The organism is Flectobacillus sp. BAB-3569 (assembly GCF_002270355.1).
Lineage (GTDB): Bacteria > Bacteroidota > Bacteroidia > Cytophagales > Spirosomataceae > Flectobacillus > Flectobacillus roseus.
On sequence record NZ_NJFZ01000003.1, the window covers coordinates 1 to 13573 of the forward strand.

Genomic DNA, 13573 nt, shown 5'->3' on the forward strand with positions numbered 1-13573 from the left:
TTGATTAATGCTGAGGAGAAGAAGAGGAAAAATAAGGGTATAGTAGTAAGAAAGGCACAAAGTGGCAAAGGTACAAAGGCACAAAGGCACAAAGTGGCAAAGGCACAAAGTGGCAAAGGCACAAAGGTACAAAGTGGCAAAGGCATAAAGACACAAAGTGGCAAAGGCATAAAGGCACAAAGTGGCAAAGGTACAAAAGCACAAAGTGGCAAAGATACAATGGCACAAAGTGGCAAAGGTACAAAAGCATAAAGTGGCAAAGGTACAAAGGCACAAAGTGGCAAAGGTACAAAGGTATAGACTAACAAAGGCACAAAGGGAGTAATTTATACATTTTCCCTTTGTGCCTTTGCTACTTTGTGCCTTATCCCTACTTCTAACTAACCCCTCATTTCCTATTCTTCCCCACAAAAACTATTTTACCTCCATTTTTTACCTCAAAATTGAGGTAATGCTCATTGCCTGGGACTAGGTCTAGCCATGGTAGGGCGTTGATATATTTGTCATTGGCAAAAATAACGGTTCCATTGCAGGTAATTTCTGAGTATATATCGGCTAATATGGGAACTGAAATAACTCCTTGCATGCCTGTGGGTACCTCTGCGCTTAAGGTAAACTGCTGAGGAGTATTTTGAATATTGACTTTTATCAAACCCGCTGGACAGGGTACTTGGGCTTTAATCGAAGTCAATAGACCTATTTGCGGCTGAATTTTATAAGTCTTAAATCCATTTGCCAAAGGGCTAATACCTGCCACATATTGTGAAAGAAGAGTCGCTGGTCCGCCAGTCCAACCATGATTGTAGGTTCCTCCACCATAGGTAGCGCTATTGAGCTCCCAACCTTCCCATAGGGTTGAAATCGGACTATTTACCATAGACTTGTACCGCGTTTTCATACGAGCAATGGCTTTTTTGTCTTCTCCAATCAGAAACAAGGCTTCCAGAATATATTTCTCCATATACGGACTAGCATGTAACTCCTGACTTAAAAATAGGCTTATCGAGCCATATTGTTCAGGGCTACTCAATCCTGCTACAACAGCCAAGCCATTACCTCTGTCGTCGGTAATACCTTTGTAGTTGGGACTTCTGTAAAAGTTACCTCGCCAGTAGGTTTCATTAAATGCATCTTTGAGTTCTTGCATCTGGTAAGAATAGGCAGCTACATCTTCCTCTAAACCAAGTAAATGTGCCATTTTGCATAGTCCTTTCATGGCCAAATAGTACCAAGCATTGTCCAATAGCACCACATCTACATTTTGTCCCCAGTCATGCCACATCCACCCTCCAGCGCGGTGTTTTACCAAGTGATTTTCATCTATTTCCCAAAGAGAAAGATATTTTTTGATGGCAGGATATACTTCGGCTATCAGCGCCGAGTCGCCCGTATAGCGATAATAGTTCCAGAAACCATATTCTCCAATACTTGCTAACATTTGAGCAGGTAGTTCGCGATCCCAATTACCCGCAGGAATTGGCGAAAAGAGCGATCCATCAGGTTTTTGCCAAGCTACTAATTCTCGTATGGCTTTTTGTAAAGATTGATGCCCCGCTTGATTCCAGTAGTAAAACATTTCACCTTCATTAATAACCACATCACCCCACCACTGCGCTCGCTCACGGTCAGGGCAGTCAGAGATAACATCACGTACATTCAGGTTGAGTGTGGTCAGTGCTTTTTCTTTTAGTTTATTCAAAAAAACATCATTGCAAGTAAAATCTCCTTGGATTTCATAGTTGTAACGAGTCGCTCGGTACTGAACCGCTAAAATTTTAATACCTTTTGGAAAAAAATATTTAACAATATGTCCGTTGAAATAGGCGGGACTTTCAAATTCTTGAACGCCATTTTTGGTCATATATTCAGTACGAATATTGGGTTCGCTACCGCCATAATAGTTGTCGGTACGAATATCTATCTTTTGTCCAGCTTTTGCTTCAATTTTAAAATAGGGCGTAATGGCTAAATTTTGTGGTAACTGTAACGCCAAGGTATCGCCAACACTGACAAGTGGGAGTGGAGGAGTATTGGTATAGTTTTGTAAATTACTAAAGTGCCATTGAGGAATAGGTCGTTCTATCAGTTGATTCCATGGCGCATCACCTGCGGCTCCTGACTCAGTAGCTGATTCCCAACGTGAGTCATCAAACTTGGGTTCAAACCAACCTTCAATATCGTTTTGGGCATTGAAATGGATATTAGATTCCGCTAGACGATAATTGGGAAAAGGCGCTTGTGTTTCGCCAAAGGCAGGATGAACTTTACAAAGCCAAGAAGCATTGCTAACCCAATTGTTTCCGCTTGGCGTAGGCAAATCAAAAAGGAGCCCTGCTTGTCCAGAACTGTTATGACTGAATCCTTTTTTACCAAAATACCAAACCAAAATAGCGACAGTATTTTCTCCAACTTTCAAATATGGGGCTAAATCAACATTGTCATAATAGGTATCTTGAGGATTAGGACCACGTTTGAGTCCGCCTTCACGCACAACCAATTGTCCATTGACCCACAACCAATATTTGGAATCCACGGCGATTTTGGTCATGGCGGTTGCCATGGCTTTTTTAGTGTGATTTTTTTCTAAAACAAATCCATTGATTTGCTTTGGTTGGTTCAGTCACACTAATCCATCGAGCTTCACGATGAAACTGAGAATACGATGAAAATGAGTAAATTATGGCAGCAAGAAAACAAAGACTTTTGTATAATATTGACCTCATGCTATAGTGGGGAATAAACATTCGATAAATATAAATAAATCTTTGGATAGATTGGATTTTGAAATACAGATTTCACCTAGTCTAGCCCTCTTAATTTGCCAAATCATGGCCTATTCAATCGTTACATCTTTATAATTTTATGTTCTATCGTTTGTTGATCTACCTGAAGTTTGAGAATGTAAACTCCTGCTGGCCAATTACTACTATCCACAAATGTTATGGCATTAGCGATACTTCCTTGAGAAATGGGATTTCCAAGCATGTTGAAAACTTGATATGAATAGATTTTTTGAGCAGAAAAATCTGACAATGCTATTTTTAATTGGTCATTGATAGGATTGGGAAAAGCCAGAGATATTCCTTCAAATAATGGTATTTGTGCTTTTAAATAAGCAATATTAAAATTAGGAATGCCATAACCAATCGTATTGTTTGGTGCGCTATAGTCACTGGCTGATTCTTTCAATAATTGGATGATTTCCTGCGCTTTTTTATTGGGTAAAGCTTGCCACAAACCTGCTACCATACCACAAAGGATAGGGGAGGAAAATGACGTTCCACTCGATACTGTGGCATTTCCAGCGGTGTTTAAGACGGCAACACTTTGTCCCATTGCCGATAAATCTGGTTTGATTCTTCCATCGGCACTTGGTCCGCGCGAGCTAAATGAGGCAACATTACGTGTGCTTGAAACGGCTCCAACCGCAATAATCGAGTCGGCATCGGCTGGGGTCGAGATATACTTCCACGCATCTGCGCCTTCATTACCTGCGCTAATGGTACAAATAATGCCTCTTTGCGCTGCCCATTTGGCTGCTCTTGCCGCAATCGTGGTTTTACCATTCATATCCTGATAGGTATGGCTGGTATTGGAATCTTCAAACACTGTGTATCCTAATGAAGAATTAATTAAATCTACGCCTAGGCTATCTGCACGCTCAGCAGCGATAAGCCAGTTGACTTCTTCTAAAATAGACTCACTTTCATCGTCTTCAGTTCTGAATAGCGCATAAGAGGCTTCTGGTGCTGTGCCAATTATTCTGCCTGTTTGCAAGGAAGCCATACAAGAAAGCACATTGGTACCATGAGAGTGATAGTCATACACAAACGTATTATTTTCAACAAAATCGTATGTTTGAACCACCCTACTATTGTTGAATAAATGGCTAAAGGCAGGAATGGTATTTGTACCAGTAAAACCCGCATCAAATACAGCAATGAGCATATTTTGTCCTTGAAAACCTTTATTGTGCATGACATCGACACCAAGCATAAGGTTTTGAGTTTCGGATAGGCCGTAACCTGTCGGGGCTGGGCTATCCTCCATCGCAAATTTGGATACCCTTCGGGCGGCTGATAGAATACTGGCATAGTTTCGTAGAGGTTCTTTGCCTTCTAAACCTTTTACAAAACTCAATGCTAACACCTTAGAAAGCTGTTCTGACGTTGCCTCTATGACTACGCCATTCATCCAACGAGAAGTGTACCAGACCTTTGCCCCAGTTTGTTTGATTTGATTGATATAGGTAAGATTTACAGGTAAATCTTGTGTGGTGATAGCAATGTTTTGTTTTGTTCGCCGAGCAATTGCTCTTGCCGACAAAAATTGATTAGGCTGAGATATTTGATAGGTTGAATTACTTTTATCCTTTAGTAAAACCAGATATTTAAGGGCTCCTTGTCCATAACTTGAAAGGCTAATTACAAGGAAAAAGAGCAATAAAAAATGTTTATTCTTTGCCATAATCTATCAATTCATAAGTGATAATTGTGCCGTAATTGATTTGTCCTTTGCCCAAACAGTTGCCCTCGTAGCAATAAGAAACATTCGATTCTTTTGAGAAAACAATACCAAAATTAGGTGCAAAAAAGACTTGTTTCTTTTGTAAACTCAAGGCACTCGAATCTTTAAATAGCTCCACTTCTACCAGATTTGACATCGTTTTATGAGAGTAGGTCATTGGAGGTAAAAAACGAGTAATCTGAGCTTGCTGTGCTTTTGTTGGGTTATATAATTGAAAGTTCCACCGAGTACCAACTTCAATAGGATTGACCAAAATACATTGGGTTTGGTTGCTTTGAATTTCTATAATTTTGCCGCTCTGTAAAACTACCAATTTCCTGCCAGTTTCAATCCAATTTGTATTTTCTTGATTTTTACGAAAAATAGCAACTAAAACCCCTTCATCGTTAGGAGAGTCGATGACAATATGTTTTTCGAAAAAAAGAGATTCTGTCGCTTTTTGATTGAGCGTGTAAGATATTTGGTGAACTGAAAAAACGCAAAACTGCCCTTTTTCTTGCATGAGGTAGTCTTTTGTGGATAAAATGCTAGGTTGTAGTTCTGTCGAATCCAATGAAGAACAGGCATAAAACAGCGTGGTCAGAAAGAAACAGAAACCACGAACCCAATAACTATCTGATAGCTTTGGGTATTTGATAGGGTAGATTTTTTGCATAAAAAAAGTCTAGCATTGTTTGAAAATGCTAGACTTGAAAATAGCTAATTAAATAGCAAAAGTCAATGATTATTTACTAGCTGGCGACAACCATGCTTTCAACAAAGTAACTTGAGCCTCGCTAGGGGAAGCTACTGGTTTAAGCAAGTTTTTCTCAATAATTTCAGGAATAAATAATGGCGCTGAGAGTTTTACTTCTACTTTTTTGTCACCTTCTTTACGCATTACAACCATATTGATAGTATCATTTTCTTTAGCGTTTTGCATAAAGTCGGTACGGGTATTACGGAAATTCGCCAAATCCAAAGCTTTACCATTCAAGGATACAAACTCATCACCAGCTTTTAATCCTAACTTTTTACCAAAAGCATCAATGCCTTCATCGTCAAGGATATAAATCGCTTTTGATTCTTGATTTAGCCCTAAGCTATATACCGATACACCAATCGACTTCTCACGCACTTTCGCTTCTTTTTGGAATTCAATTCCCACACTTTGGAAGGTTTCTTCTAAAGGTAAAGGTTGATTGCCTTCCACATATTTAGCAAAGAATTGTCTCAATTCAGGGAATTTAGTAATCTCCGTAATTTTGTCAAACAACTCAGGGTCTTTGAATGATTTTTCTTTACCATAATATTTTGACAAATCACGCATCAAATTTTGTGTTCCGTAAGCTCCTTTTGAAAGCTGACGAAGTTTAATATCCAAGCACAACCCAATCAAAGCACCTTTTTCGTACACGTTTGGATATTGATCTTTGTATTTTTCCAACACATCAGCGCTCATTACGGTAAATGGTACTTTTTCATCGTAACGATCATACATACTGTTGATTTTGTTACGAACCATATTTAAGTATTGACCCAATGGAATCAAATCATACATCACTTGCATGTGACCCGCCGCATATTCGGTCATACCTTCGTACATCCACAAATGTTTTGACATTTTTGGCTTGTTGAAGTCAAAGTCTCCAATTTCTTCAGAGTGAATGCTTAGAGGAGTTACAATATGAAAAAACTCATGGGCACAAACATCCTTAACTGTTTGAGATAATTCTTCAGCAGAAGCCTCTGGCAAATAGTAGAAAGACGAATACGAATGTTCGAGTGCGCCATAGCTACCATTTTTCAAATTGTCTGACAAAATAATCAAGAACGCATATTTTTTGATAGGCAAAGTGCCACCTAGATATTCTTTTTGTGCTTCCAACAAAGTTTTTACATTGGCTGCAATCTCAGCAGAATTTGCTTTTTTATTAGGAGAATATACCGAAATCAAGATATCTGCACCACCTACTTTCAACACAGTAGTATCGGGTTTTGAATACATGATTGGTGCATCCACCAAGTCATTGTAGTTGCCCACCGAAAACAAGTCACTGCTTGCATCGCTTTTGCTAGCAATCATCGACGTAGCTCCGTAGAAACCTTTTGGCTTTGAGAAGTTAACGTTGTAGGTTACATTTTTCAAATTATCGAAATAGCCAAAGAATCCGTGTGTGTTAACAGCAAACAATGTATCCTTTTCGATATCTGTTCCAGCAGGTTCAAATACATATTCGCCACTGATTTCGGGAGAATCCCAAGTGTCATCCACTAAATAAGTGATTTTGTAAAGACTTTTAGCTTTAGCAATCTTGTAGCTGTTTTTATCAAGCTTTTCCACTTTGAGGGCTTTGCCAGCAGCATCAAAAGCTTTGAAATCGGTAATATAGCGACCAAAGTCATAGTTGGCATAAGTCCCAGGGACAATCTTTGGGAGGTTATACGTGATTTCGTCCTTATTGATTTTAGGTGCAATTAATGATACTTCTAGTTTATCATTTTTGACAGTAGTCAAGTCAACAAAGAATTGATACGAAGCATTTTGGGTAACTTTTTGCGCAAAAGACCCAACACACAGAACGAGTGCGCAGAGCGTCAAAATAGTTTTTTTCATTGAATAAAAAATTAAAGTTCTTGAAGCGAACAAAGGCTCAATTTGTTCCTACAACGGAATTTGTATGTGCATGTTGTATGGACACAGAAAGTATTAGCTAAGGGCGCTTTGCTCAAATATACAAGATTCTGGGCGTTTATTACTTTTCGGGCACGATAGATTGTGTCAAAACGTCATATCTTGTGATGAGTGGAGGAGGATTTTCTGAGGAAGTCCTCAAGTATTAAGTTTTTACTACATAAAAAAACTGCGCTAGTGTTTAAATTCAAAACACTAGCGCAGTTGATATTTTTAGAAAATCTGAATCAATTAGTTTTGAACAAATTCTCCGTTTGCTTTCAATTCGATTTCGTCGCTAACTACTGCTGAAGGAGTTTTGCCACCAACTCCAAAGTCAGAACGTTTGATATTACCTACTACTTTGAAACCAGCTAATTTTTTCTTCTGACGGTTTTCGCCGATACCATTCAATGTAACATCAAAAGTTACTGGTTTTGTTACGCCGTGCATTGTCAAATCACCTGTTACTTTCAAAGCTTTACCGCTTCCTTTTTGTACTGAGTTACTTTTGAAAGTAATACTAGGGTAATTTGCTGTATCGAAGAAGCCATCACCTTTTAAGTGACCATCTCTCATGTCGTTATCTGTATTGATGGTGTTTACATCGATAGTAAATTCAAATACTGCATCTGAGAAATCTTCTTTTGAAGAAGTAATAGAAGCATCAAATTTCTTGAATGAGCCATCCACATCAGAAAGCATCATGTGAACAACGCTAAATCCGATTTTAGAGTGCGCTTTGTCTACAGACCATTTTTGTGCAAATGTGCTTAACGATGCAACTAAAAGGAGAGAGAGAATAGTGATTTTTTTCATGGTAATGAAAGTTTTTGGGGTTAAAAATAGATAAAGTATAAAAAGAAAATAATTAGTACTAAAAAGCTTGCTTGTTAGCCAATATCAATGAACTGACTCAATTGTCCTCAACTTAAAAAAATATATTTAAGGGTTTCTAAAATTTAGCTATAAGCCTAAAATAAAGGTATATACGGTGGTATTTTTCTCATACTTGACAAATAGGCTTAATAGATTATAGCGTATGGTGATTAACGAACGCTTTACTACCCTTGAAAATTTTAAGAGATACAAATTCTAAATGAAATGAAGCTAAAAATCTGCTAAAAATTGTGATTAATAATTCTATAAATGAATCTTGAGAGTGAAACAGAATGGTATTAATGGGGTTTAGAGGAAATTCTTTATATAATTTGAAGTCTTGTAATTAAACGTTATTAACTAAAAGTACTTCAATCGTTTGGTTGATGAAAATGATATAGTAAAGAAAAGGCTCGTCTCGAATAGGACGAGCCTTTCTAGATTATTATCCAAAAAACACAATTATATAGATTGTGTGCCCTAGATAAGAGGATCAGAAAACTCGTAGTTTATCTTTCCTGGGGTTATATCGTTGCTTGAAGCTATGGCTTCAAGAATACAATCGAAGTTCATTTGCTCAAAGGTGAAAGAATCTGAAAATAGTCCAAAATGCTTTTGCCTTTAATTGATTCTTTTCCAGAGAACAATGTTGGAATTAAATCGGTTGCAAATTTACTAATAAAGAATAATATTACCGAATTATACTCAAAATTATCTTGGGCGACTTCCACTATTTCCACCACTTGCAGGAGCAGCTTGTCCGCCACCGCTGTTATCGCCACCTCCATCGCCTTTTACGTCATCATTACTAACCGATTTGGTTTTTTTAGGGCTAGAGAAGTTCATTTTACCAATTTTATAACTGAATGTTAACTTAACGCTCGAGTTATATATTTTATTTTCACTGGTCTGCTTAAAAGTTTCAGAATTCAAATTCGTCGCTATAACAAAGCCATTCGTCATGAAATTTTCGGCTGCTATCCCAATACTTCCTTTCTGGTTTGGCAAATCTTTTTTGATACCCAGCGAGTACATTCTAAATCCACTTTGTGTACCTTGTAATTGAATCTGTGGTCCACGGAAAAATCCAAATCCTTGTATTCCCCATCCGTTTGTCAAAGACAACGAGGTCATGATACGTCCACTCACTACAAATCCTGAATTGCTCGTTGTGTATGAGGTTCCGCTTAAGCTCTGTGCCTGCCCTTCAAGGTAGGTATGCAATAGGTCAACCCCGCCATTCAAACTCCATTTTGGTGTGATAAATATATTGGCGAATACATTGGCACCATAATTTTGTTGTCTACCGATATTTTGAAAAGTCGTAATCAAAGCTCCAGATAAAGTATCTGATAATACTCTGATTTGCGAAATCGAATTATTGGTTTGACGAGCAAATACTGAGGCATTGATATACGTCTTATTAATATTGGTACTTGCGCCTAATTCAAAGTTATCAGTCAATTCAGGACTTAGGTTGGGGTTACCAATTCTAATATCTTGCGGGTTAGCTGCATTAAAGTTAGGGTTCAATTGCTGTAACCCTGGGCGCTGAATACGACGATTGTAAGCAGCTTTTAAAGTAGTCCCAGCGAAGGTTTTTGAAACATTGATACTAGGAACTAAATTGCTATAATCAGGTATTGAAATGGTACTGTTAGCATCGTTTGCAGTAATACTAGTGTATTCGTAACGGCTACCTACTTTGAAAGTATACTTGTTGTCTGTTGTATAGGTATAAGACAAATAACCTGCTGCTACATTTTGTTGATAGTTCAACAAACCCGCTGGACGAGTCGCATCGTTATAATATATAGAAGAGTTACCAGTGGCAGCTAAATACTCATAATTACTATTTACTTGTCTAAAAATTCCTTTAACGCCGAATTCTAGTAATTGATTCTTAGTCAATGGAGTAGTATAGTCTGTCTGTACTGTAAACTCTTTATTGGTATTCAAGTTGATGTTTTTCTGACGAGAAAGAATATCGTTGCTTGTGCCCAGCAAATCCGACGTAAAGTTGTTGGTCAAATTGTTTTGGCTATACTGCGTTGAAATAGACCATTCTTGCTGTGGCTTGAAGGTATGCAGATAGTCAATGTTTAAGTCAACCGAGTTGGATAAGTCTTGAGAATTGATACCTCTCAATGCAGTACTTGTTAAGGCTTCATCTGCAAAAATAGAAGTTGCTTGTGTTTGGTCACGTTTGAAGTTTCTAACGCCAAAACGAGCACTTGCCGATAGAGACTGATTTTTAGCTAAATCGTAATCAAAACCTAAAGTATATTGTCCAAACAAACCATTATCTTGTGCATCAGTACTTTGTTTAGTCGTAATAGTAGAGCCTCCTTGCAAAGTAGATTGCGTTAATGTACCAGAAGAAGGGTTGTAAAATGCACGACCAAAACCACTCAAGCTAACGCCTAATTTTCCTTTGCGGTAATTGCCATTCAAGCCTAAGTTCGACGAGCGGTTACCTACACCAGAATCCACATTGAGTGTAAGACCTTCTAGGGTAGTTTTCTTAGTAATGATATTGATAATACCTCCCGAACCTTCAGCATCATATTTGGCAGATGGCGATGTAATTACTTCAACGGTTTTAATCATATCAGCAGGAATTTGCTTCAAGGCATCAGCCACACTGCTCGCCATAATCGTTGAAGGTTTGTTATTAATCAAAACTCGGATATTTGAACTACCTCTCAACGATACGTTACCATCCAAATCTACGGTAAGCATGGGTACTTTTTTCAATACATCCGACGCATCGCCACCTTTTGAGGTTAAATCTTTTTCAGCATTAAAAACCAAGCGGTCGACTTTTTCTTCGATAAGTGCTTTTTGACCTGTTACGGTTACTTCCTGAAGCATTTTCATTTGAGGATTCAATTTGATAACACCTAAATCTAGGTCATCACCTTTTTTGAGTTTGATATCATCAATGGTTTTATTGATGAAACCAACAAATGAAATTTGAATTTTGTAATCGCCAGGAGCCAAGCCTTTCATGGTAAACTTACCTTTGTCATCGGCAACTGCCCCATCTATAATTTTGTTGGTAGCTTTGTTGAAAAGAGCAATGTTGGCAAATTCTACAGCTTGTGTCGCAGCCGAGTCGATTACATACCCTGTGATTTTGGCATTGCCTTTCGGTGCAGGATTTGCTACAGCGTTATTTTCGTTTGCAGTACGCTGGCGACCTTGTCCTTCAGCGCCTGCTCCTGGAAATTGCGCTTGTGCCAACTGGATGGTTATGACAAACGCTAGGAAAGTGAATAATGATTTCATATTTTGAGAGATTATAAATCTTAAGTGCCTTTGAGTTTTTTTGATGGAACAAAACAAATACAAAAAATTGGACTAATTTTTTGTATTATACCTTTCCGACAATCGACTCGACAACTCGGGAGATTACTCGATTTTGCCGAATGATGGAGAAAATAGGGGGGATTATCTGTCACAAAAGTCAAATGGTAGAATAAAAGGGCTTGTTTAAAGGGATTATATGCCGAATCTTTTAACTTTCTGTCGAGATTTGAAAATAAAGATAATACGAGCGTAAAGGTGAAGTTTTAAAAATGATTCTTTTCCCAGCCTTTATGGCTCAAGTCGATTGATTAGGTACCAAAACTATACTTCATTATAATGAATCCTCCGAAAAAACAACGAATACTATATATACACATAGCCTTCTGGTGCGTGTATTTTTCCTTCTTTTATTATCAGTACACCTATCCCAAACATGGGCAAGAACCAGATTTGCTCAAAGCATTTGTTGATGCTGGTTTCCAAGCTATTTGTATAGCCGCTATGGCTTATTTCAATTACTTTGTCTTATTGCCAAAGTTTCTAGCGAATAAGAAGTGGAGTTCCTACTTTGCGAGTATCATACTTCCACTTTTGCTTTCTGTCGAGATATTGGTACATGGTAAACGTTGGATTGTAGATGGGTATCGTCATGAGGCTTGGTTTTTATATACCGACCGCTTTTGGGTAAGTTCAACGCTTTCAACGTTGTTTATATGTGCATTTGTAAGCTTATTAAAATTTGTGGAGGATTGGTTTGAGTTAGAGGCTAAAAAGAAGGAAATCGAGAATGAAGGCTTGATGGCAGAGTTACGATTTTTGAAGGCCCAAATCAATCCTCATTTCTTATTCAATACGCTTAACAATTTGTACTATCTAGCATTTACGAATTCTCCGAATACTACCGAGGTAATTGCTAAGTTATCGCAAATGATGCGCTATATGATTTATGATTCGAACCATACAAAGGTGCCCTTGTCGAAAGAAATAGAGTACATGCAGAATTACATCAGTTTGGAAGAGCTACGGTTGAATAATGAGATACCCATTCGGCTAGAGGTCAAGGGTGAAACTACTGGTGTAATGATTGTGCCACTTATTTTGATTACTTTTTTGGAAAATGCTTTCAAACATGGCGTGAGTAATAATGTGTCTGATTCATTTGTGTACGCAGTAGTAGAGCTCACAAATCAGACTTGTACTTATACTGTAGAAAATCCCAAAATTCCGAAAAATACTAATAATGAAGAAAAGTCAGGGATAGGATTACAAAATGTGAGACGCCGTTTGGAATTAAGCTATCCGAATCAACATGAACTAATCATTGAGGATACCCCAACTCATTATCGTGTACATTTAACCCTCAATTTGGCATGAATATCACCTGCATGATTGTTGAAGATGAGCCATTAGCACGCAATCTTTTGACAGAATACGTTAAAAAAATCCCCTATTTAAACCTATTAAAAGCTTGCTCAAATCCCTTGGATGCGATTGAGTTTTTGAGAGAAAATACCGTAGATGTATTGTTTTTGGATGTGCAAATGCCCGAAATTACAGGTATTACTCTGCTCAAAATTTTACAAAAAAAGCCATTGGTAATTCTTACTACGGCCTATTCTGAATATGCCTTAGAAGGATATGAGCTTGATGTCATGGATTACTTACTTAAGCCTATCACTTTTGAACGTTTTTTGAAATCTGTCGAAAAAGCGAGCCAGCGATTAGGAGGTAATGAAAACTCTAATGTTTCGATTCCTACTACAGTTGAGCGAATTATTCATGAAAAAGTACCTGTCATGGATCATAGCCCAGCTTATATTTTTGTGAAAGATGGTACAAAATTGGTCAAAATCAGACTCAACGAAATCCTCTATGTAGAGGGCTTGAAGGATTACGTGACAATTTTTACTAAAACCCAAAAAGTAGTTACCTTACAACGCCTGAAGACTTTGGAGGAACAACTGCCCGAACAGAAATTTATTCGAATCCATAATTCCTATATTGTGTCGTTGGATGCCATTGATGCTATTCATAAAGAAAAAGTATTGATAGGACAGACCTATTTGCCTATTAGTGATACCTATCGCCGAGCTTTTAAAGAGTTTATCGATAAAAATCAGTTAGGAGAGATGTAAGATTAAAATTTGAAAATTTGAAGATTTGAAGATGAGTCATGTACTGTGACAATTTTTCAAATCTTTT

9 protein-coding genes are annotated in these 13573 nt (G+C 37.7%); 3 read left to right on the forward strand and 6 right to left on the reverse strand.

Going from position 1 to position 13573, the window contains the following annotated elements; all coding sequences use genetic code 11:
• Window positions 1-252, forward strand: a 252-nt coding sequence (locus BWI92_RS27155) for a hypothetical protein (protein WP_176464328.1), incomplete at its 5' end; no start/stop codon positions are given.
• A gap of 136 nt (window positions 253-388) precedes the next feature.
• On the opposite strand, the gene BWI92_RS00855 is transcribed toward BWI92_RS27155, so the two are convergent.
• The 6 genes from BWI92_RS00855 to BWI92_RS00880 form a co-directional block, all read right to left on the reverse strand.
• A complete protein-coding gene (locus BWI92_RS00855) occupies window positions 389-2560 on the reverse strand; it encodes an alpha-L-rhamnosidase C-terminal domain-containing protein (protein ID WP_095160239.1) in 2172 nt (723 codons plus the stop codon).
• Window positions 2561-2844: 284 nt separating this feature from the next.
• Window positions 2845-4467, reverse strand: coding sequence for a S8 family serine peptidase (locus tag BWI92_RS00860; protein WP_095160240.1), 1623 nt, complete (start codon window positions 4465-4467; stop codon window positions 2845-2847).
• Entirely contained in the window at window positions 4454-5182 is a 729-nt protein-coding gene (locus tag BWI92_RS00865) for a hypothetical protein (RefSeq protein WP_095160241.1), read from the reverse strand. Before BWI92_RS00865 ends, BWI92_RS00860 begins: the two co-directional genes overlap by 14 nt.
• Before the next feature lie 69 nt (window positions 5183-5251).
• Window positions 5252-7123, reverse strand: a complete 1872-nt coding sequence (locus tag BWI92_RS00870; RefSeq protein WP_095160242.1) for a peptidase M61 — start codon at window positions 7121-7123, stop codon at window positions 5252-5254.
• A 309-nt stretch (window positions 7124-7432) separates the two neighbouring features.
• Window positions 7433-7999 (reverse strand): YceI family protein, encoded by a 567-nt coding sequence (locus tag BWI92_RS00875; RefSeq protein ID WP_095160243.1) that lies wholly within the window; start codon window positions 7997-7999, stop codon window positions 7433-7435.
• Between the two features lie 771 nt (window positions 8000-8770).
• On the reverse strand, window positions 8771-11350 hold the full coding sequence (locus BWI92_RS00880; protein ID WP_095160244.1) for a TonB-dependent receptor domain-containing protein: 2580 nt from the start codon (window positions 11348-11350) through the stop codon (window positions 8771-8773).
• A gap of 357 nt (window positions 11351-11707) precedes the next feature.
• On the opposite strand from BWI92_RS00880, the gene BWI92_RS00885 reads away from it, so the two are divergent.
• On the forward strand, window positions 11708-12745 hold the full coding sequence (locus BWI92_RS00885) for a sensor histidine kinase (RefSeq protein ID WP_095160245.1): 1038 nt from the start codon (window positions 11708-11710) through the stop codon (window positions 12743-12745).
• Window positions 12742-13506, forward strand: coding sequence for a LytTR family DNA-binding domain-containing protein (locus BWI92_RS00890; RefSeq protein ID WP_095160246.1), 765 nt, complete (start codon window positions 12742-12744; stop codon window positions 13504-13506). The genes BWI92_RS00885 and BWI92_RS00890 overlap by 4 nt, the downstream gene beginning before the upstream one ends.
• Window positions 13507-13573: the final 67 nt, after the last annotated feature.